The organism is Micromonospora sp. CNZ285, from assembly GCF_004637285.1.
On sequence record NZ_SPQD01000001.1, the window covers coordinates 2807745 to 2828414 of the forward strand.

The 20670-nt window shown below is 67.2% G+C and carries 20 protein-coding genes and 1 pseudogene; 11 read left to right on the plus strand and 10 right to left on the minus strand.

Features of this window, described 5'->3' with window-relative positions; translation table 11 throughout:
- Positions 1-160 precede the first annotated feature (160 nt).
- The 5 genes from CLT75_RS32645 to CLT75_RS12635 all read left to right on the plus strand — a co-directional run bounded on the left by CLT75_RS32645 (position 161) and on the right by CLT75_RS12635 (position 3280).
- Positions 161-427 (plus strand): hypothetical protein, encoded by a 267-nt coding sequence (locus CLT75_RS32645; RefSeq protein ID WP_167796915.1) that lies wholly within the window; start codon positions 161-163, stop codon positions 425-427.
- A 207-nt stretch (positions 428-634) separates the two neighbouring features.
- Positions 635-946 (plus strand): hypothetical protein, encoded by a 312-nt coding sequence (locus CLT75_RS12620; protein ID WP_135240954.1) that lies wholly within the window; start codon positions 635-637, stop codon positions 944-946.
- 312 nt (positions 947-1258) lie between these two features.
- Positions 1259-1708 carry an immunity protein Imm33 domain-containing protein gene (locus CLT75_RS32870; protein ID WP_209310321.1) on the plus strand — a complete coding sequence of 150 codons (450 nt, stop codon included), beginning with the start codon at positions 1259-1261 and terminating at the stop codon, positions 1706-1708.
- Between the two features lie 89 nt (positions 1709-1797).
- Positions 1798-2367 carry a hypothetical protein gene (locus CLT75_RS32875; protein WP_209310322.1) on the plus strand — a complete coding sequence of 190 codons (570 nt, stop codon included), beginning with the start codon at positions 1798-1800 and terminating at the stop codon, positions 2365-2367.
- 565 nt (positions 2368-2932) lie between these two features.
- Positions 2933-3280 (plus strand): pentapeptide repeat-containing protein, encoded by a 348-nt coding sequence (locus CLT75_RS12635; RefSeq protein ID WP_357712012.1) that lies wholly within the window; start codon positions 2933-2935, stop codon positions 3278-3280.
- A gap of 328 nt (positions 3281-3608) precedes the next feature.
- Here the strand turns inward: CLT75_RS12635 and CLT75_RS12640 are convergent, their stop codons facing one another.
- From CLT75_RS12640 to CLT75_RS33220, 6 genes are all read right to left on the minus strand, one after another.
- Positions 3609-4526, minus strand: a complete 918-nt coding sequence (locus CLT75_RS12640; RefSeq protein ID WP_135240956.1) for an IS5 family transposase — start codon at positions 4524-4526, stop codon at positions 3609-3611.
- Between the two features lie 112 nt (positions 4527-4638).
- Complete coding sequence (locus CLT75_RS12645) at positions 4639-4866, minus strand: hypothetical protein (protein WP_486485155.1); 228 nt, start codon at positions 4864-4866, stop codon at positions 4639-4641.
- 88 nt (positions 4867-4954) lie between these two features.
- Positions 4955-5950, minus strand: coding sequence for a hypothetical protein (locus CLT75_RS12650; protein ID WP_135240957.1), 996 nt, complete (start codon positions 5948-5950; stop codon positions 4955-4957).
- A 96-nt stretch (positions 5951-6046) separates the two neighbouring features.
- Entirely contained in the window at positions 6047-7576 is a 1530-nt protein-coding gene (locus CLT75_RS12655; protein ID WP_135240958.1) for a tetratricopeptide repeat protein, read from the minus strand.
- A 502-nt stretch (positions 7577-8078) separates the two neighbouring features.
- Entirely contained in the window at positions 8079-8504 is a 426-nt protein-coding gene (locus tag CLT75_RS12660; protein WP_114919816.1) for a hypothetical protein, read from the minus strand.
- A 181-nt stretch (positions 8505-8685) separates the two neighbouring features.
- Positions 8686-8919, minus strand: a complete 234-nt coding sequence (locus tag CLT75_RS33220) for a hypothetical protein (RefSeq protein WP_486485156.1) — start codon at positions 8917-8919, stop codon at positions 8686-8688.
- Positions 8920-9053: 134 nt separating this feature from the next.
- On the opposite strand from CLT75_RS33220, the gene CLT75_RS33225 reads away from it, so the two are divergent.
- From CLT75_RS33225 to CLT75_RS12675, 3 genes are all read left to right on the plus strand, one after another.
- On the plus strand, positions 9054-9413 hold the full coding sequence (locus tag CLT75_RS33225; protein WP_486485157.1) for a hypothetical protein: 360 nt from the start codon (positions 9054-9056) through the stop codon (positions 9411-9413).
- 809 nt (positions 9414-10222) lie between these two features.
- The gene (locus tag CLT75_RS12670) at positions 10223-10855 is read left to right on the plus strand and encodes an adenylate kinase family protein (protein WP_135240959.1); all 633 of its coding nucleotides are present in this window, start codon (positions 10223-10225) and stop codon (positions 10853-10855) included.
- Between the two features lie 254 nt (positions 10856-11109).
- Positions 11110-11688, plus strand: a complete 579-nt coding sequence (locus tag CLT75_RS12675) for a hypothetical protein (protein ID WP_135240960.1) — start codon at positions 11110-11112, stop codon at positions 11686-11688.
- A 189-nt stretch (positions 11689-11877) separates the two neighbouring features.
- On the opposite strand, the gene CLT75_RS12680 is transcribed toward CLT75_RS12675, so the two are convergent.
- Positions 11878-12330 carry a hypothetical protein gene (locus CLT75_RS12680; protein WP_135240961.1) on the minus strand — a complete coding sequence of 151 codons (453 nt, stop codon included), beginning with the start codon at positions 12328-12330 and terminating at the stop codon, positions 11878-11880.
- Positions 12331-12705: 375 nt separating this feature from the next.
- Between CLT75_RS12680 and CLT75_RS12685 the strand changes: the two genes are divergently transcribed.
- The gene (locus tag CLT75_RS12685; RefSeq protein ID WP_091329304.1) at positions 12706-13086 is read left to right on the plus strand and encodes a hypothetical protein; all 381 of its coding nucleotides are present in this window, start codon (positions 12706-12708) and stop codon (positions 13084-13086) included.
- 1641 nt (positions 13087-14727) lie between these two features.
- Positions 14728-15330 (plus strand): annotated as a pseudogene (locus CLT75_RS12690) (replication initiator); the annotation flags it as partial.
- 186 nt (positions 15331-15516) lie between these two features.
- Here CLT75_RS12690 and CLT75_RS12695 read toward each other — a convergent pair.
- Positions 15517-16212: a suppressor of fused domain protein gene (locus tag CLT75_RS12695; protein WP_135240962.1), complete on the minus strand. Its 696-nt coding sequence runs from the start codon at positions 16210-16212 to the stop codon at positions 15517-15519.
- Between the two features lie 136 nt (positions 16213-16348).
- Positions 16349-17383 carry a serine hydrolase gene (locus CLT75_RS12700; RefSeq protein WP_135240963.1) on the minus strand — a complete coding sequence of 345 codons (1035 nt, stop codon included), beginning with the start codon at positions 17381-17383 and terminating at the stop codon, positions 16349-16351.
- A 746-nt stretch (positions 17384-18129) separates the two neighbouring features.
- Here CLT75_RS12700 and CLT75_RS12705 point away from each other — a divergent pair.
- Complete coding sequence (locus CLT75_RS12705) at positions 18130-19656, plus strand: hypothetical protein (RefSeq protein WP_135240964.1); 1527 nt, start codon at positions 18130-18132, stop codon at positions 19654-19656.
- Here CLT75_RS12705 and CLT75_RS12710 read toward each other — a convergent pair.
- Entirely contained in the window at positions 19644-20426 is a 783-nt protein-coding gene (locus tag CLT75_RS12710) for an IS5/IS1182 family transposase (RefSeq protein WP_013283918.1), read from the minus strand. The genes CLT75_RS12705 and CLT75_RS12710 overlap by 13 nt on opposite strands.
- Between the last annotated feature and the right edge of the window lie 244 nt (positions 20427-20670).

Here is a 20670-nt window from a genome sequence, read left to right on the forward strand (position 1 = left end):
TCTGCGGGCAGGCCGCCGGGCACGCGGTTACCGGGACTCCCACGCATCCCGCCCCGCCGACCAGGGCCCAGTCCTTGACCAAGATCGGGTCCCGACGGCGTGTGACTGGGCCCGGCTCCCCTGGAGCTCCTGGAGTTCCCGGCCGCCAGCGGAGCCGATGGTGGGCGTCTACCGGATCCGCCGACCCGGCCAGACGCGCCTGGTGTACATCGGCCAAGGGCTGATCCAGGCCCGACTGGCCGCTCATGCCGCCAAGAGCCAGCTTGAGAGCCACCGGCAGCGCGCCGCGTTCAGCGGAGTCCTCGAAAGCTCCTGGGCAGGCTTGCCGGACCGCTCGCCAACCCAACTGCTCGAGATCGAGTGCGACCTGATCGCCAGTCACGCCGTCGCAACAGGATTGGCGCCCGAGGCCCAATTCCTCGGGTGAGCGAAGATCCGTCCAGTCCAACCGGTCAATGCGCCGCGGCCTCTTCGGGCGCGCCGAAGAGGTCACCGAACAGGAAGCCCTGCTCAGAGGTCCGCCGGCGGGATTCGAGTCCCCACTGCCGGAATTTCATCAACTCCGCCATGGCAGATCTTCAGTCAACGTCCATCCTCTCAACTCGAGGTGGTCGACCTGTGCCACGCTCCGGTGGTGACGATCACCAGAGCGACGGTTGCCGGAGCAGTCGTCGCCCTCGCTGGGCAGGCCCTTGCCACCGGGGTCACGGTTGTCCTGGCCATCGCCGCTGGTGGAGGCCCGAGCGCGGACCTCGACGCTGGCGGGAGACTAGCGGCGCTTGTCTTCGGCGTCGCCGCATACGGCATCGCCCAACTGGTGTTACTGGGCAGTTACGTCGCGTTGTCTGGACGGCTCGGCCGCAGGTCATCCCTTGGCCTCGTGACCGGCTGGGCGGTAGGACTAGTCGTGAGCCTGTTCTACCTGTGCGGAGGGTTCAGTGCTTGATGGGCGGACCTCATCAGGGCCGGATGTTGGCCGCAGCGGGTGATCGGCCCTGTCCGCAACGCCCGTTGCGGACAGGACGGACGGCACCCCGGCGGGTAGGCCGCAGGTAGTTCATGCTCGGACGCCTGCGAACGAGCAGGCGATCGCTGCCCGACTGGAGATGTCTGACATTCTCGTAGCAGAGGCTGGCGAGCAAGGTTCGGCACAGGAGAGCGAAACCCGCAGCTGCATCGGCCGCGCCGATCACTAAGCTGCCGTCCCGAGCCATCGGTGCGGCACTGCGGTTGACCCTTGGCGGGTCGGCTCCACATCATGTGCGACGTGATCGAATGGCGCCGGCGCCTGCCGGCCTTCGGCGTCTCGGCGGCACAACGTGACGTGTGTCGACGATTCGCGGTCGAACCATCGCCGCCGGGCCAGAGGACGACGGTGGGTTTCGCGTTGTCACGTCCACGCGAGCTGGAGCCGCTCAACGCCCTCCGGCATCCAATCGTCGGCGACAGCAACGGCTGGTTCGTGTGGCGTGGGGCCGCGATCCCTCAGGATGACGACACGTTCTTCGCCCCCTTACATGTCGAGCACCTGGAGGAGCACACCGCTGAGCTGGTGCCGTATCTTGCACTTCCGCCAGGTTGGGGCGTCGTTCTGGCACCCGCCTACGAGGACGTCTGGTACGACGAGACTCTCGTCAACGTAGAGGTCAAGACAGCACGCTTCCTCGCGACGCTCGACCTGCCCGCGCCCGACGACCTACCCCGCTGATCACACGACACCAAAGACGCCTCCCTCCTCGCCCTCGTCGTCGCGTCGCTGGCAGGTGGGACGCGGCAGTTTTCACCGGGAAGGGGAACATGGCGACGGACGTGTGGGACGTTCTGCTGGAGTCACAGCGGCTCCACTGGTCGTTCACGCCCTTCGAGCGTGTCGGCCCGATGGAGTTCGGCATGACGCACGACGAGGTTCAATCAGCGGTGCAGGGCGTCCTCGCAGCTGCCACCCGGCAGGGCACCCCGGGCGATGACGGGTGGGCAGATTTCTGGCTGGAGCCCCACCCTGATGCGGGGCTGTCAGGGCCGGCGGTTACCACCTACTACGACGGAACGATCGGGCTCGCCGGCATCGCGCTCAACGCGCTGCGCGGCCCTCAGGTGATCCTTCAGGGAATGCGGCTGGTCGGGCAGACACCGTCACGCCTCGAGCACGAGTTCAATGACTATCTCGTGGCCCGCGACATGGAATTGCGGTACTCGCAACACGCCGATCCGTGCTGCCCTCAGCTGGGGGTGTTGCTGCGGGCGCAGCGAGCCGGCGATGTTGTGCTCAGCCGCCCCGTGGTGGTGGCGAAGGCATGGGCTGATCGCTGCTGGGACACCAGCGAAGGGTGCATTCCGCAGCGGGAGTGGAAGACGTTCCAGTGGTGATCACGCCCAGCCTCGACGAGCAGATCGTCACTGTCGCAGGCACCAGGGCGGGCGGAGGTCGATCCTGCCTCACCCTCCGATCAGAAGCCCCCGGTCAGATGCTGTGGTGTGATGCCAGTTCTCAACTGCCGGAGCATCGGTGCCGTGGCACGATTGATCATGCTCGTGCCTGCTTGCCGATTTCTATCCCGCTGTCACCGAGGAGCCGCCGATGAGTCCGCTTGGCAGCCTCATCTGCGTCGGCTCGCTCACTCTTGCAGCATCGCTGGCCCTGCTCTGGGTCTGTATCCGCGTCCCTGAGAGCATCCAGCGATTGCGGCACCGTCTGACCAGGAAGCGACCCCGCCGGTTACGAAACCATCCGTTGCTTCAGGCTCCGCCGGAGGCGGATCGCAGAGAAGAGACCCTTTGGCGGCCTGAGCTCTACGACTAACGGTCAGGCTCCGGTTGACGCCCGCGCGTCACTACGTCGGGCGAAGCGGCGGTCCTGCGCTACGGAATGCCCCGCAAGTGAGTGGACAGAAACCGTTGGTTCGGCAACGGGCCGCCACGCTACGGTTCGCGGGTGAGCACCCCGCCTCGCGCGACGAGGCAATCGTTCGTCGGTCGCGATCTTCGACAGCGCACCCTCGATGGGCACTCGTTCAAGTTGTGCGACTTCCGTGGCGCCGACCTCCGGGGCGCGTCCCTTCGCGGTGTCAGCTTCGCCGGCTGCGATCTGCGGGACGCCGACCTTCGCGACACCGACCTGTCCTACGCCCGGTTCAGCTACGTCATGACGCACGATCCGGAGTACGGACGCACAGACGTCACTGGGGCACGGTGGAACGGAGCCGACCTTAGAGGCGTCACCGCCGAGCGCGTCACTGGGTGGCCGCACGATCTCTCAGATTCCGGGGTCACGTCCAGTTGACGTTGGGCCACCGAGCTGTCACCGCGTTCACCCGCCTAACCGCGCTACCCCAGCTAGCTGGCCCTGTTGCTGGACCGTGCGCATCTTTGGGTGGCGTTTGACGGCCTAGAGCGGATTGAGTAAGGGCTCAGCAATCTCGTGCTGGCTTGGCCGTTGCGCCGGCGCGTGGACGCAATCCGCCGTGGCCGTCACTACAACTCGCGCCATGCTCCTGCCCGGCCAGGGGCGCCCGTGCGGACGAATTCCTCGACGACCTGCCATGCGCGTTCGAGGTCGAGAACGAAGTCCGCGGCGAACTCGACCAGGTCGTCCAGGACTAGGCCCTGTGTCATAAGTGCCGTTCGAGTCTCCGGAGCCAGACGTCGATCATGCTGATGGTGGCGGTGGCTTCGTACCGCACGGCGAGCTTGTCGTAGCGGGTGGCCACGGCGCGGTGTTGTTTGAGTAGGTTGATGCCGCACTCCACGGCGTGACGCTGCCGGTATGCGCTGGGGTCGAAGGCGGGTGGTCGGCCACCCGCCGAGCCCTTCTTGCGCCGGTTCGCGGCCTGGTCGGCCTTGACCGGGATGACGCAGCCGATGCCACGCCGCCGCAGGTAGCTCCGGTTGGCCTTGCTGCTGTAAGCCTTGTCGGCCAGGACCTGCCCCGGCCGGCACCGAGGACGGCCGACGCCGAGGCGAGGCACCCGGATGCGCTGCAGCACGGTGGTGAACTGCGGGCTGTCGCCTCGCTGCCCACCGGTGATGACGAACGCCAGCACCATACGGCCCTGCTCACAGGCCAGGTGCAGCTTGGTCGTCAGACCGCCCCGGGACCGGCCCAACGCGTGATCGGCCGGCTCGACAGCGCCGCTGCCGCCCGGCGGCTCGACCTGCGTATGACTGTCGCGGCGGGCACCGGCGGCGTGCTGATGCGCCCGCGCGATCGTGGAGTCCACGCTCACGTCCCAGGTGATCAACCCGAACGCGTCGGCCCTACCCTGCAATCCGGCCAAGATTCGCGCCCACACACCGGCCCGCTGCCAACGCCGGTACAGCCCGTACACCGTCCGCCAATGCCCGTAGCAGTCCGGCACGTCCCGCCACGGCGCACCCGTACGGACCCGCCACCTGATCCCGTCAATGAGCTGCCGCTTGCTCCACTTCGGCGGCCGACCTGCCTTCTTCGGTCGGGGCAGCAGCGGCTCCAACACCGCCCACTGCGCGTCGCTCAGGTCGAACCGCCTCGTCACCGCTACGCTGGCCACGAGGTCTCCGTGCAGATGGTTGTCTTGGTCGATAACCCATCTACCGGAGACCTCACCGCATATCGATCACCGACACGCTCGACCGGTCAACCCGATCCCAGCAGCCGACCACTTATGACACAGGGCCTAGTACCTGCGCATTCATGCTCGCCGGTTCGTCGGCGGCCAGCAGGGACATGGTGCTCTCGTCCGTCATGAGATGGACGACCGCCGCAGACTCGGTGAACCCGAGCGTGAGCACAGGGAATACGTCGCCCGCCCGCACTTCGACGTACCCGCGCCCCTGGGTCCGCAGTTCATCGAACCGCTCGAAGAGGCCAGCGATGTCCGAGCGCTCCACTGCGACGAAGGTCCCTGTCGTCGGGGACGTAGCAGTCCACGAAATGTTCACCCGGCAACCCCCCTCGACGATTGACCCGCGCCCGTAGCTATTTCTCGTAGGGGTCCCAGTGAGCGGCGTAGCGCAGCAGCGAGCGTGCCAGGTCGGGATGGGTCGCCGCCCACCGATTGTCGAACAGGATCCACTGGTCGAAACCGAAGAAGTCGTCGATGTATCGGGCGACCTGCGCGATGTGCGTATCCAGCTGTATCAGCGATTCGGTGGGACGCTCCGCGTGCAGCAGGTCGGTTATCTCCCGGTGAACGGTCTCCTGGCCAGGCATCCGGTCGAGACCGGCAGGTGACGGGTCGTAACCGGGCAGTTGGGCGTAGCGCTCCAACGCCCGACCCACATCGCGCTCCCCGGGAGCGACAAGCGCCCGCAGCAGCCGGACATCGTGTGGCCATCGGTGGCTGCCGGGACCATCGACGGCCAGGTGGGCGGCGAGGTCCGGCAGGCTCACGCCGGGAAACTGGATGGCACCGATCAAGTCCAGGTTCCGGTATAGGTCAGGCGACTGCCAGCACAAGTGGACCGAGAAGGTGCAGTCCGTGCCGGGCGGGGCCAGCCGGACGGTGCGGACTGGAACGCTGTGGCTGAAGACGGTCTCTGACCTCCCTGCGTCGGTGGGCAGCGGCCACGTGTCGTGCAGGAGGAACGCGAGCCGGTCAGGTGAGGCGGACGCCGCGTCGTCATCGACGAAGTAGTACGCGAGATCCACCTCGTCGTCATCGGTACGCACCCTCAGGGCGTGCTCACCGAGCCGAATGAAGTCGCCCTTGTCGTCGCTCTCCACCCACAGGTACTCGGTCAGCAGCTGCCGCAGCTCGTTCACCGACTCCGGCGGCGGCAGGTTACGCTCCCGGGCCGCCTCAAAGATCGACTCCAAGCCGTACGCATCGCCGCCCAGCTCGCTGTAGATCCACTCCTTCGCGTCGTCGTGCTTCCAGCCGCGGCGAAACCAGTCGAGCACGGTCGCATCAGGCAGGGTGATCACGCGCTTACCGAGAGGAGAGCCCTCTCGCCAACGGCACACGAAGTACATGCGCTGACCCTAGGCAGCGGATCCGACAGGATCTTCCCGACCGCACCGGACGGCCGCTCCGGAACCACCACGCGATGACGCGCGCGGTGGGGTCGCTCAGCCGGAGGCCGAAGCGCCTTGCTGGTACTCCGCCCACAGCTCCTGCGCCTCCCGCAACATGGCCTGCGCACGGCGCGCCTTCTTCTTGCTGAAGCTTGGTGTGCCCCCGGGCCGTCGCGTCTGCCGCGATCCCCGACCGGACAGTTTCTCGAGCCGTGCGGCCTGATCCTCCAGCGCATACGACAAGACCTTGAGATTGGCGGCCCGGCTGCCGGCGACGGCCTCGCGAGCGACCGCGATCGCTTCCTCGCCGAGCGCCAGCGCCTCGACCGTACGGCCTGCGTCGTCCAGCCACACCGCCTGCCGCCGCAGCATCTCCGCGTGTCGCGACAGGATTGCAGGCCGGTTGACGGCCGCGACCTCCCGTTGCAGTGCGAGGGTTTCCTCGCCGACGGCCAAGGCCTCATCGAGCCGGCCGGACTTGGCCAGCCCGTTAGCCAGGTTCGACAGCGACAGCGCCAGCTCCCGCAGGTGCCCGGCCCGGTTGTCAGCAACGAGCTCCCGACGCAGCTGCACTGCCTCTGTCGTGAGGGCGAGGCTGGCCTGTCGATCCTCGGTGACGGCTCCCTGGTTGCCCACCGCCTCGGCCAGCCTCGACAGGTATACCGCCCGGTCGGCACCGGCCAGTCCGCGATACAGCTTCACCGCCTCATCGGTCGCGGCCGCAGCCTCCGCCTGCCGGTCCATGTCGCTGAGCCGCCCGCCGTACGTGTCCAGACACGAGGCAAGCAGCGGCTGATGCACCTCGGGCTGGGCTGCGACAAGTTGACGGCTCAGCTCGACCGCCTCCGCGGCCGCCGCCAGAGCCTCCGCCGTCCGTCGTACTCCCGCCACATAAACCGCCTGGTTCTTCAGAGCAGTCGCCAGGTAGGCCAGACTCCGCGGCTGGCTGCCCGTCATCGACTCACGGAGATGTGTGACCGTCTCGGCGCCGACGTCGACCGCTTCCTCCCACCGCCCTGCCTCGAACAGCCGGTTCGCGTGCAGACTCAAGACCCTGCCCAGGGCGTCGTGCATCTGCGAGCCGACCGGTTGATCCACAGCAAGCCCGCGCAGCAACTGCAGGGCACGGTCGCTGACCTGCAGCGCCTCGGCGTGCTGGCCGGTCGCCGCCAACGCCATCGCGTAGGCCTCAAGCAGCCGCGACAGCAGCACGTCAGGACATACGTCCATCAACGCCAACGCCTCACCGCCGGCAGCCAGCGCCTCCGGCGTTCGGCCACAACTCATAAGTCGCCTGGCGAGCGCGTCCAGGGCCTCCGCGAGCTGCTCCTCGTGACGGCGGTCGATGGCGTAAAGCTCCCGGGCTAGCCGGACCGCCTCCTCCGCACGCACCAGCGCCTCCGCCGGCCGGCCAGCGTCCGACAAGTAGTAGGACAGGTTGGTGCATGCCAGGACGAGAGTGGGCAGCACCGTGCCACGGTCCCGCGCTGTCAAGCCAGACAACATCTCCACAGCCCGACGGCCCGTCTCGACCGCATCGTCGAAACGACCAGCGCGCGACAGCTCCACCGCCTCATCGACCACTGCCCCGACCTGGCGCAGCGAAGCGTCAACCCGCGTCCCCCGCCGCAGCCATCTACGCCAACCCGTCGACTTCACTAGGGCGAATATAGGCCTAAATGATCAGCCCGTCGGCCCCCGTATGCCGAGCCGCAGACACTTCGGGTTGTATGAAGCAGGACGCCCCATCGACTCCGACCTGCGGAAACGAGAAGCCGCAGGCAGGGGTGGGTGCAGTTGCGTGCAGCCGGATGCCGTTCGGTGCAGTTGAGGGCCGTTCCGTGCACCCTGTTGCTCCCAACCTGCTCCCCCGGTCGGGGCCCGTGACCGGGTTGCTGCAGCGAGGCTGGGATGAGCCGTCCTACAGGTCGTAGGTCGTGGCCGCTTACCCGAGCGGTCCTGGCTGGCAACAGCGCCCGGCCAGCGACCGTGAGGCTCAGTCGCTCCTGACCCGCTCCTACGGTCCGCTCGTCAACCGGACGTGCTCAGGAATGCCGCGCCTTATCAGCGGCAGATTCGGATGCTGCTACAGCACGGTTGTCCGACCGTCTCCAATATCGCCTACGACGAGCATGAGCTGCAGCGGTAGCTCTTTGTCGTAGTGGCCGACCTCGACGATGATGCCGCGGTCGCCAACCTGCCAGACGTCGACCTCGCAGAACCAGCCGGCCAAGTAGTCGAAGAGCAAGCTGCCTGGCTCGTCATGCGGCGGATTGCCAGAGACGTACGGCATGAGATCTTTCGGCTGCGGCGACCCATACCGGATGGTGATGGCCTGCGCAAAGCGATCACGGTCCGCCTCGAACTCGGCGCAACGAGGTTCGTAGATCTCATCGCGAGTCTGGCAGTCCCAGAAGTCCTCGCTCACCCGCAGATCGACGTGATGCACGTCAGCGTCAGCCGGCAACTGCCTCACGAGAAGGTCGTCGAGCACCGAAAGCCACTGATCCACGGCAGCGACCTTACGCCTTCGGACCCTTGGAAGGGTCTTGCAACTTGGAGCCCTCGACCTCGGCAGGCAGGCCGTTCCGCTGGCGGAGCCGCTACGGATGGTAAGTGACACCGGCCAGCCCAGGCCCGCTCGGCGGCATGAGCGAGCATTCGGCCAGGGTGGCCAGGCCCCGCCGGGCAATCTAGGCTCCGCGCGCACGGATGCAACAACGAGGCATCCGCGTTGGGCGATACGCAATCCGCAGGCAGGGCTGGGAGACGGGGCGGCGATGAGCGGTGAACAACGAATCGAACACGCCCGGCTGCTCTACGAACGAGCGGTCTTCGGCGGCGACGCCGACGCGCTGGGGATCGCCCAGCGGGAACTGGACGGAGTCGAGGCAGATCTCGCCCTGGCCCGTGGCCGGATCCTTCATGCACGGTTCCTTGAGGACGGTAACGAAGATCCACACGAGCTAGCGCTATTCGAGCGTGCGGCGCAGCTGTATAACTGCTCGGCGACGTCCGCGGCGAGGCCGAGGCGCTGTTCTGGGTCGGCACCTTCCACCAAGTGGTCAGGCGTGACAATGACGGCGCGGTTCCGCCTCTCACGCGGTCGTACGAACTGGCGACGCAAGCCGGTGACAAGCTGACGCTGTCGTATGCGGTTCGGCACCTCGGCTTTGCGGATATGGCCGCCGGAGCAGGTAGTAGGGCGCGTGAGCAGTTGGAGGAATCTGTACGGCTTCGCCGGGAGATCGGGTTCTCAGCCGGCGTCGCCGCGGGCTTGCTTGCGCTGGCCCACCTGACCGCCGGAGAGGGGCAACGCGACGATGCGATGGCCCTGGTCGAGGAGGCGGGCGCGGTCGCGGAGGCCTGCGATGCACAGGGTGTTCTCCGGTGGGTGGAGGAGGCACGGACGCAGCTGTAGGCGTCTACCGATCGTTCATATCCCGGACAACGCACGCTCATCGGCATGAGCGGATGTCGCCGACCCATGAGGCGGAGTCCTCGGCGCTGACGGTTTCGGGCACGCCGAAGAGGTCACCGCCCAGGAAGCCCTGGTCAGATGGCTGCTAGTGGGATTCGAGTCTTAACTGCCGGAATCCCTACCAACTCCGGCGTGGTGGATCTAGAGCCGCACGTCGATGCAGGATCGTCCCGGCGGCTTGCGTCGGCGAGCCCAGGTTGACCAGCCGACAGCAGGCAGGCGGGGAGCAACCGGCGATGACCACTTCGGTGTTCTCCGGGAGTTCACTGCCATTCGCTCGTCAGTGTCGACGCAGGCCACGGTGCCCCTATCCGCCCAACGCCGGTGAGCACTTCGGACACGGTGACCACTTCGCCAAGCTGCACCCAGTCTGCACCTACCTGCAAGGCATGAACAACCACAAGGTCCTTACCGCCTTGACCTGCGGACACTCCCCGACCAGGCGACATAGAGTGCCGTTGAATGCTGTTTCGTGCCGTTGAGTGCAGTTGTGTGAAGCAGGACGCTGTACCGACTCTGACCTGCGCAAACAGATACCTACAGGTCGTGGTGGGTGCAGTTGAGCGCCGTTCAGTGCCGTTGGGCGCTGTCCAGCGCCGTTCAGTGCACCTGCCTGCTCCCATCCTGCTCCCCCAATCTCGGCCTCCGGGCATCCGTCGGGCAAGCTCACCGAACCGATCGCAGCCGTACCCAGCGACGACCGTCACGACGCCCGTCGCCGTCCACTGCCGCACCTATAGGCTGCGCGGGTGCGCTTGGCTGTTCTCGGACCACCCGGCTCCGGCCGTGAGACCGTCGCCGGCGCCATTGCCGCGGGTCTCGGCGTTCCCTCCATCAGCCTGGCGAACGCCGCCCAGGCCGAGATTCGGGCGAACACCCCGACGGCGCTGCGGGCCCGGCAGCATATGAATGCTGGTGAACTCGTACCGGATCATGTCCTCCTGTCCATTGTCCGCAGCCGCCTCACCCAACCTGACGTTGCCGGCGGCTTTGTCCTCGACGGTTTCCCCAACCATGTCGTGACCGCGGTGGCGCTCGACGCCCTGTTGTCCGACCTCGGTACACCCCTCGACCGGGCAATCGACCTCGTCCTACCCGACGCCGAGGTCCTACGCCGCCTGGCCGGCCGTCGCACATGCCGCGGCTGCGGCAGAACCTGGCACACCGAGCTCGCCGCCCCCACACGCCCCGGCGTCTGCGACGGCTGCGGAGGCGAGTTGTTCCAGCGCCCCGACGACAGCCCCGACCGCATCAACGCGGGGCTGCAGTCCTACCGACCATCCGTAGTAGTCACGCTCAACCACTACCGCGCATTGGGCAAGCTGACCTCCATCGACGCCGCCCTCACCCCGGCCGAGATCACCACGGAAGCACTCGCATGACCCGGCGAGCGCCCCGCCGGGCGGACACAGCAAAAGCCACCCACGCGCCAGCTCCGTGAACTACTCGGCCGCGTTGACACTCGCCACGCCTTGCCTTCACCCGCGTCGGCGACCGGAGGGGCCAGGGGGCGACCGAGGAGTCCCCGGCTGGGGACGATCAAAAAGGTAATGGGCTGCCGGCGGCTTTAGGGCCGCATCCGAGCGCCGGCGAGAGGCGTAGCGCTGATGCCGCGGCGGCGTTGAATAATCCCCAGGTGCGGGTTGCCGAACTACTCGCCCGGGCTGCGGCCATGGTCCCGGCTGACGTCGCCAACGAGGCCGGCGTGACGAGAGTGGACGTCCGCGAGTACCTCGACCACGACGAGTGGGAGGTCGCGCTCGACCTCCTTGCGGACCTTGACACGGGTTGGCGACCACCGACCGTTCGGTGGGATCTGCTGATCGACAGCGCCGATGTGATGGGGCTCTCTGATGCTGCGGCATGGTGCCGCTGGGGTCGGTGGGAGAGCATCCATGGGATCGTCCGCGCCGAGTTGCGGCTTTTGTCGCCCGCCGAAGGTGGCCGACAAAATCCGGTCCCGGGCAAGGGCATCCTTCGACCGCCCTGGGATATCGGCAGGCGCACGGCCGCGGGCGACCCCGATTTGCTCGTGGCACGCATCTGGGTGGAGTCGGCGCTGGCGTTGCCGCCGGCCGCCACCGGGTCGGTCCGCCTTGGCCCGCTGTCCCCAGCCCTCTGGAGGCACCTGCAGCCGGGCATGACGATCACCATGCACGAGGGCCGGCCCACGGTAGGAACGGCCACCATCATCGAGACGTCGAATGTGCGCTGACTGGGCACGACCGAGAGCACGCTCGATCGGATTGTGGCGGCACTGCGTAGCGCGTCGTCTGAGGCATGGGCGGGCATACGTCGCCGTCGTCGGCGTGTCCGGCATCAGGGTTGTCGCCGAAGTATCACCGGACGCATGGACGACAGCCGTCCCGGTGCGGGTCCGGCGATGCTACGGAATACTCACCCTTCACAAAGGCTGCACGCCGGCGGCCGGCACCGTCGCGATCACGTAATCCTCGATCAGGTCCGACTGCAGGCCGACCATCGCGTCCCTACCGACGTAGCGTACGACGAACGTAGTCTCGCGGAGCCACGTCTCGTCATAGCCAGCAAGACTATCTGGCACCTCACCCACGAGTCGCACCTCGTCACCCGGCTTGACCACAGCATCTGCCGGAGCCTCATCGCGTTGGATGGCCGTGATCGCACCGATGAGAGTCTTCAGCGGTTCAGTGTCCGCGCCGTAGTGAACCAAATGGCCCGCCTGGCCGAAAATGACATCGGCCTGGGCTCCGCTCAAGTCGACGAGCGCCTCGACCGCACCGGCCGCCAGAGCCGGACTCCCCGACGCGTCCAGTTGCGCAGCCAACGCTCGGAGCAAGCGATCGATGACAAGCTCCGCGGTCTCCTCGTCCCTCATTCGGCGAGGATATGACCAGCCGGCGGCACCGTCGACGGCCAGCACGTGCAGGGCCAACTCTGATGTCATGCCAGACGGCCAGTCCGTCGGCATCCGCCTCGGCCTGAGCGCAAACCGCCCGCCACGGACCCTAGCCGCAGGCGCTGATACTTCGGGCCCGCCGAAGAGGCCACCGCCCAGGAAGCCCCTGGTCAGATGGCTGCCAGTGGGATTCGGGTCTCAACTGCCGGATCCCTACCAACTCCCACCAGGACGGATCTAGAGCTGCACGTCGATGCAAGTTTGTTGTCCCGGCGAGGAGCTGGGCGAGCAGCCATGAGGCTGGCCTATCCATCGCGTAGCACTGGCTCATGATCACTGGGATAAGCTCCGCCGGTGAAGCGACTCCTCGCCGCGGGCCTGCTAGGTGCCGTCCTCTTTCTCTCCGCCTGTAGCGACGACAAGCCGGAGGCAAGCCGTCCCAGCCCTGACCAGTACAGCCGCAGCGGCTGCATCTTGCTGGCGCAACGGTTGAAGGAGAATGACCACGGCTGGATCCTGAATGGCAGTGTCGCGACCCGGGCTGCTCGCTCGACAGACCCCGCGATAAGCGCTGCCGGCAAGGAGTTGGTGCTGGCCGTGCAGGAGGCCGGCGACCTGGACGTGGGCAGCAAGGGCAAAGCGGACATGACGCAGGCCGAGGCCCGGGTCACCGAAGCTCAACAGAAGCTGAAGGCAGCGTGCCGTGACCTGCTAGGCGAAGAACCCTGGTCCTGACCACGCGGCCGTGCCGTGTCCTGCACCGCGGAACCTTCACGCCCTGGGCTTAATCGCTGGCGGACTCGGCTCGAACGTGCAAGCTGCGCCACGGAGCGACGTCGGCTTGATAGGTGGGCGTGGACCTACGTCACCGGATGCCCCAGGACGCCACCATCGGCGGCCAGATCGTCGTCGCTGAGGTCCCAGTCATGCCGAGCCCAGTCCCGCCATCGACCAAGCAGCACCACAACGGGCCGGTAGTGGCCGCCTATTCGGACACGCAACGAGAGCGCCGCGAGCCAATCGGCTCGCTGGAGCCTGTCAGGGCACGTCGCATCTCAGCTCGACGTCGTTGGTGGCTGGTTGCCGACGTTCCACGCTGTTTGCGGCGGCCCCGATGCCCAAGCGGTGGCGCTTCCTCCATCGGCGGATACCTGCTCCGGACATACCCCCGCCAATCGCGCCAAGAATGAACTCATTGAGCGGTCCTGGCTGGTCGATGTACCTCAAGGCGACCAGGAGGCCGGTCCCTGCCACCATCAGGCCTGCGGTCGCCAGCATGACGGACAGAAGGAGGCGGGCATGCATGTCACCCAGTAGAGCAGCCCGTTACAGCTCCCGCCGGCCCCTGCCGTCATCACGCCCGCAGCGAGCACAACGAGGTAGAGGCGATGACCACGCACCTCGGCAGTAGATCAGACCTACACAACCCCTCGCCTGTAAGTTCCGGGCGCATCGTCCGGTGGGGCCCGTCCGCATCCGCGACCTCGGGCATCTGTCCTCCTCCGGCCGCCAGCGGGCCGCCCTAGTTGTAATGCCCAGCAGCGTTGTTGACGCGGGCTGAGCGCAAGCTCGGCTCATCCGCCATCCCGTAAGCCGCCGACCCGCCCTCCTGGGGAGCGGGCCGCCGTCCCGCCCGCTACGTCAAGCGGACCTTGACGGCTCGGTCGGCCTGGACCGGCTCGACGTCCAGGACACGGGGTTCAAGTTCGCTCCCACTGGGCCGCTCCGCGCCGCAGCGCTGTTCGATACCTGGGCGGAGACGCAGCGGCATGGCCCTATCCGAGCAGCCTGGATCGCGACCCCAGCGAGTAGCGGCTTGTCCTTCGAGTGCGTCTGCTGACCCGCAGAAACGTGAGATGCCAAGTCGGTGAAGTGGGGTCACGACGGGTTGACGTGTCAGTACCCGGTGCTACTCTGGCGCTCGTCGAGCACGCCAGCGCGGCCTTCCCGCCGGATCGCTGGACTCGACGTCGGAGATGCCGAGCGGCCTTCCTGCCGCTGATGCGGGCCACGTCCCGCCGGCTCTCGATCGCACCGGCCGCCGTGCCGTTTCTGAATCCGTTGATCGGCCCAGCACGGCCTTCCCTGCCGTCCATGATTGCCCGGATTCGCACATCTCCACGGGTGGGGGCAGCCTGCGGCGACCCGCCGGATGCCGATATCCCAGGCTCCCCACCCGTGCCGGCCCATTACGTCCACGAGCGTGAAAGGACATGACCGATCGGCGGGAAGTGGCACGACCACGATTCCGCCCTCCGGCGTCGGCCGCCCTCTCGGCGGTGCCAGGAGACACGACGAACACCACCAGCGGACAGGCGTCCACGGCTGGTGGTGCTTCGTCTCCCGTCCCTGCCACCCCCGCAAGAGGAGACAGCCATCTTCACCACCTACCGCCCCGGCCTCGCCGCTGGTCGTGACGCCCAGGTCCTGCACCGCGCCGCTACGCCGGAGTTCTCCGGCTGGGCGGAGCACACCCGCCCCGCCGGCGGCTGTGCTCGCCCGGTCCGCCTCACCGGCACCATCGCCGCCGTCGACCGGAACACCGGCCGCATCACGGGCCAGATGCACACCGACGAGCTGCCTGACCGGACGCTGTACAAGGCGTGCGGCAACCGCCGCGAGTCGGTGTGCCCGGACTGCGCCTGGGTCTACCAGGGCGACGCCTACCAAGTCGTCTGTCGCGGACTGACCGGCGGAAAGGGCATCCCCGCATCGGTTAGCCGGCACCCGGTCGTCTTCGCCACCTTCACCGCCCCGTCCTTCGGCCCGGTCCACCACCGGCACGTCCCTGGCCACACCTTCCGTAACCGGCATCGCTGCGACTGCCGCCCCGCTCCCTGCCTCGCCCGCAGGGCCGCCGACACCTGCCGGCATGGGCAGCCCGCGGCGTGCTTCGCTCGGCACGGGGCCAACGATCCCCGGCTGGGCCAGCCGTTCTTCCTGGACTGCTACGACCACGCCCACCAGGTCGTCTGGAACTACTAGACTCCGTGGCCGCTTGTTCAAGCCGTCCTAGTGACGCCAACGCCCGCTCAGCACCGTTGGGCTCAACTGCTTCCGATCCGCTCCCACGGCCCGCTTGTCAATCCGACAAGCTCCGACATGCCGCGCCTATCAGCGGCAAAAACGCGCACGTGACCTTGGTCAGCGCGTCCGATCGAGCTATCAAGCGTACGAGGGCCGGCGCGGGTCCAGCAACTCGGTGATGCGGCCGCGGTCGAGGACTTCGATGAGTGCGTCGGTACCGCGATCGACCTTGACTGCAATCTCCTTTGGGTGCAGAGGGATCAACGCGAGCAACGCGATTCGCGTGCCGCCGCCGACGTCGATCGTCCGCGCCTCGGGCGGCACCCGCAGCATCGGCGTGACGACGACCCCGGCGAACGGGGTGTCCGTAGCGTACGGCTGCGCGGGATCGCCGTTCGGCACGGAATGCCATTCGCCGATCCAGGTCCCGTACTCGTGCGGCAGCCGAGCTACCTGCTTGAGGATCCGCAGCGGCCACCCGGTTTCGTCACCGAGCCCGGCCACCTCGGCCAGCGGCCAGTCTGCCGGCAAGCTGAGCATCAGTTCGGCGTACGGGCTGATGTCGTGGCCCTCCGGGATCGTCATCGGCAGCTCACTCATCCCAGAAGTGATCAGCGTCCGGTACGGGCGTTTTTCGGTCGGAGCCACGACATAGACATGCACACCGACCAGGTGCGAGGCGATCTCGTGGTAGACGAACTCGACGGGCCCGAAGTGTTCCTCGATGTGTCGGTCGATAGCGTCGGCGAAGGCCTGCTGCGGCCCTTGTGCCGGTACGAACCCGTCGTGCAGCGACTGATGACGGAGGACTCCTGACCCGCGCGACTCGTCCATGGCGACGCAGCCTATGCAAGGGTTCAACGAGGGCGCGACCGGGGCACGCCCGTCGGAACATCCGGACGCTGGCGAACGGCGCCGACGGCACTCCGGTGACGAGCGCTTCGCGGCATGAGCGGGCGTTGAGTCCTCGTCAGCCGGTGCTCCTGATGGTGCTAGAGACGTCGCGGATCAGATCGAGCGGTTCTTCGGTCCAGTGGGAGGCGAGGACGAGCTCACGGGCCGGATCGACCCACAGCAGGTGCCGTCCGCCGTTGCCGCGGGCGCTGCGGCCGGTCGCCGGTGCCCCGGGCCACGGGATCTGTTCGTCGTTGAGCCACCATAGATAGCCGTATTCGGGTTTGACCGGGCACGGGGCCCATGACTGATCAACCCATTCGGCGCTCAGCAGCCGTGTCCCGCCACAGGTCCCTCGGTTCAGGAAGAGCTGCCCGATCAGGGCCAGGTCCCGGGCTGGGACAAACAGGCCCCCGCCCCAGTGCGCGCCGCCTGAGACCACCTCGACGGAGTGGCCGTCGATCTCGACGCCGCTCGTCCGGTACCCGTGCCACGACCACCGGTCGGAGGCGCCCATCGGGTCCATGACCCGCTCCCGCAGCAGGTCCGGCAGCGACCGGCGAAACAGGAGCGTCAGCGCGTACGCGAGGAGGTTCATCCGCACGTCGTTGTACGCCCACCCCTCCCCCGGGGGCGTGCCGTGCACCTCGGTCCCCTCGCGGAAGCTCTGCGCGTCAACGCTCGCCGGCTTGCCCCACAGCTCGCCCTCCCATTGGCTCGACTGCTGCAGCAGATGACGCCAGGTGATCCGCTCGTTGTGCGGCCCGTGGAACTCAGGAACGTCAACGACCTGGCGGACCGGTTGGTCCGGCACCAACAGCCCGTCGTCGAAGGCCAGGCCGGCCACGACGGACACGACCGACTTGGTGACGCTGAACGCCATCTCAGGCACGTCCGGGTCGCCCCAAGCCGCGACCTCCCGACCCCCGACCCGGACAACACCACTGGCCCCACTGGCGGCAAGCAACGGGCCGACGACCTCTCGGTGACTCGTGTCGGAGACCTGTGCGGCCAGGTAGGCCTCGATGTCGGCGGCATCACTCGTCCACCGGGCACCGAACTCCCGGACGATCCGCCCCAGACCCTGCTGATCCACAGACACAAGACCCATGCCAAGAAGTGTCCAACACGCGCTGCCATCGGCATGAGCGGATGTCGCCGACCCATGAGGCGGAGTCTTTGGCGCTGACGGTTTCGGGCACGCCGAAGAGGTCACCGCCCAGGAAGCGCTGGTCAGCGCGTTGCTGGTGGGATTCGAGTCTCAGCCCTCGGATTCACATCGACGCGAGCACGGCGCGGGCCAGAGCCATACGTCGATACGGCAGGGCCCTCTCGACCGGCGTCAACGGATCCCCGACGGCAGCCGGCACCAGCAGGAAAGGGAGCGACGCACCCTGACCACTTCGGTGTTCTCTGGGAGGTCACGCCAGGCGCTTGCCCGCATCACCGCAGGTGAAGTCATCCGCTCCGTCCGGCATGGGTGAGCATTTCGGGTGCGGTGACCACTTCGCCAACCTGCACCCAATCTGCACCCACCTGTAAGGTGCGAGCCGCAACAAGCCCTTTACCAACCTGACCTGCGGATACTCCCCCACCAGGCGATATTGAGTGCCGTTGACTGCTGTTCGCTGCCGTTGAGTGCAGTTGTGTGAAGCAGGACGCTGCACCGGCTCTGACCTGCGGAAACGAGAGGGCGCAGGTCGGGGTGGGTGCCCGGCGCGGAGACCGCGTCTGCTCAGCAGGATCGATACCCTGAGGCGCCGTGCACGGTCGGCGGCAGATCCGGATGGCCGCAGCGCACGCAATCTGCGGCATGGCCGGCCAGTGACCGTCCAGGTTCGGTGACAGGATATGCAGGTGGACACGCCTGAGAGCGGCAAGCCGGGTCCCTTCGATCCTCTCGCCGGCCTTGCGGACGTGGAGTCGACCGGCGTGGCGATCAGTACCGCCCTCTCTATGCTCCTCGCAGACTACGAGCCCGTCGAAGAGGCCGACGATCGGTTGGTGTACCAGTTGGGTGCCTCCATGCAACGTGGCGGCACGGACGACCGGGACCTCGACGCCGCTCTCCGGGAGGCGTGGATGGGCGCCGACGACCGGCCGCTTTGCGAATGGCACGTCGAGGTGACGTTCGATGAAATCGATCGCGTTGCGCATGCCCTGATCGCTTCGCGCTCCCGGCCCGACACGCAGCTCACCGGCGAGCGGTCCCTCGAGGTTCTCGTGCGTGAGGAGACGCCCAACTCCTGGCTGCGAGGCCTACGGCAGTCCCGTGACATGAGGTACACCTGGCGGTCCAACGATGTGTCGTTCGAGGCGCGGCTCAGCAGGCCATCACTGCCACTGCTGTTGAGATGCGCGCTACGCCGGAGCGGGCTGGCGAGACTAGATGTGTTCAAGCGCGAGCGGATCAACGCCTTCCTGCTGGCGAGCGAGGCCCGGCAGGGAATCGGACCAGGAGACCAGGCCCGAATCCATGCCTGGCGAGTGCTCCGCGAGGCTGCGGATCCGACCATAGTTTCCCTGCGCATCTCCGCTTGGCGCGCGCTCGGCGCCCGCCAACTGGAAGATGCCATGACTGCCTTCCGTGCGCGATTGGCCTACGAGTCGGACCTGGTGCTTGGGCTCGTCCAAGATGTGAACCACCTGCATGGCCAGCATGTACAGCCGCTGATAATGCGGCAGCTGCACTTCGGAGCCCCGGCTGCGGTGGAGGCGATCGCAGCAGGGGATGCCGGCGAACGGGCGGCGCCGCCGCCCCGGACAGTTCTCCCTGGCGACCTTCTGTACGGACCGGTCAGTCCCGTCGATGAGGAGCTGGCCCTGCGATACCTACGCGCGCTAGCCGCCCACGATGCCTTCTCCGCTTTCATGGGCTACTACCACATCCTTGAGTACTTCATGGAGGATGCCTGGTACCGCGAGCTGTCCGGGCAGGTGTCGGCAATGGCGCCACCTGCCCGGATGCCGAGCGATGCGGCAGCCTTGCGAGCTTTCACTAGAGATGCGGCGCGTCACCTGGGAGTTGACCAGCAGGACATTCGGCTTACCGAGCGGCATGCCATCAAGGCGCTGATGCGCACCATGGTCCAAGTGCAGCAAGTAGCGACAGACCTAGAGCGCTACTTCCCGGGTTCACTCGACCACTTTTCGACTAACCCGGTACCTTTCGCCGACGCCGACTCCGTGGACTTGCGAGCATCCAGCCCCGACCTGCCAGACCGCGTCGCTGAGCGCATCTACCGTACCCGTAACGCAATCGCGCACAGCAAGGCGTCGTCGACACGCTACAGCCCCTACACGGACGATCTGCGCCTCGCGCGGGAGGTGCCGCTCGTGCGCCTGATAGCGGAGCAACTAATGAGCCATTTTCATCCTGCGTAGCGGTCGGCTTCGACGCGGTGCAGGACGAGGATGGCCTGCACGATCGCGGTCGCTCGGCGTGGGCAGCAGCGCAGCTTGACCAGGATTTTCCAGGTCTTGAGGGTGGCGATCGCGCGTTCGCCGCGGGCGCGGATCTTCGCGTGCGCTCGGTTGACGGCCTTCTGCCGGCGTGACAGCTTCGGCCGGAAGCGGCGCCGCTTGAACGGGGTGCGCACGCTGCCGGGGGCGCCTTGATAGCCCTTGTCCGCGAAGGTCATCACGTCGGTGCTGGCCAGGGCGTCGATGATGCCGTGGGTGCGGGCGGCGGTCAGGTCGTGCGTCGAGGCGGGCAGCGCGGCCGAGGCCCAGACGAGACGCCCGGCCGCGTCGGCGATGACCTGCACGTTCACGCCGTGACGCTTGTGTTTTCCGGAGTAGTACGGCTTCTGGTTGGCGACCCGGTCGATCGGGATCAGGGTGCCGTCGAGGATTGCGTAGGCGAGCAGACGGATCCTGGTCATGGCCGTGGCCAGGTCGTCGGCGGTCGCGGCGAGCAGGTCGATGGCCTCGCGGACATAACGCCAGGCGGTCGTGACGCCGATGTCGAATCCGGCGGCCAGGCGGGTGTAGGTGTCGCCGTTGCGCAGGTGGGCCAGGGCGAGCAGGGCTTGCCGGCCGGGGTCGAGGCGTCGCCACCGAGACCGTTGCTGCTGGCGGCGGGTTCGGATGAGGGCGGCGAGGTGGTTCAGGCTGCGGGTGGACAACGGAATCGCGGCAGGGTAAGACAGCACAGCGAGGCTCCCGGTTGGGGCATCTGATCTTGGTCGATTGCTGTCTTACCGGGAGCCTCGTCCTACCTGGACACCGGCCTCCCACACCGCCCGTGACCTGCGCCGTCACGATGAAAATGGCTCAATGGTGCCGCACCCCGACCGACTCTGAGGTTCTGCAACGGAGCCAATACAGGCCGACCGAACCACACGGGCCGAGGTCAGGCTGATGACAGGACTGGTCGCTAAGGGCGCCATTGAGCCA

Bases quoted from the DNA above. Each gene is read 5' to 3' on its own strand.
- CLT75_RS12650 (WP_135240957.1), bottom strand. From the start codon at position 5,950: ATGTACTTCGTGTGCCGTTGGCGAGAGGGCTCTCCTCTCGGTAAGCGC.
- CLT75_RS32875 (WP_209310322.1), top strand. From the start codon at position 1,798: ATGGCGACGGACGTGTGGGACGTTCTGCTGGAGTCACAGCGGCTCCAC.
- CLT75_RS12695 (WP_135240962.1), bottom strand. From the start codon at position 16,212: ATGGACGAGTCGCGCGGGTCAGGAGTCCTCCGTCATCAGTCGCTGCAC.
- CLT75_RS12680 (WP_135240961.1), bottom strand. From the start codon at position 12,330: ATGAGGGACGAGGAGACCGCGGAGCTTGTCATCGATCGCTTGCTCCGA.
- CLT75_RS33220 (WP_486485156.1), bottom strand. From the start codon at position 8,919: ATGAAGGATCCGGCCACGGGCCAGGGCGAGATCTGCCTCGACTCCGTC.
- CLT75_RS12700 (WP_135240963.1), bottom strand. From the start codon at position 17,383: ATGGGTCTTGTGTCTGTGGATCAGCAGGGTCTGGGGCGGATCGTCCGG.
- CLT75_RS32870 (WP_209310321.1), top strand. From the start codon at position 1,259: ATGTGCGACGTGATCGAATGGCGCCGGCGCCTGCCGGCCTTCGGCGTC.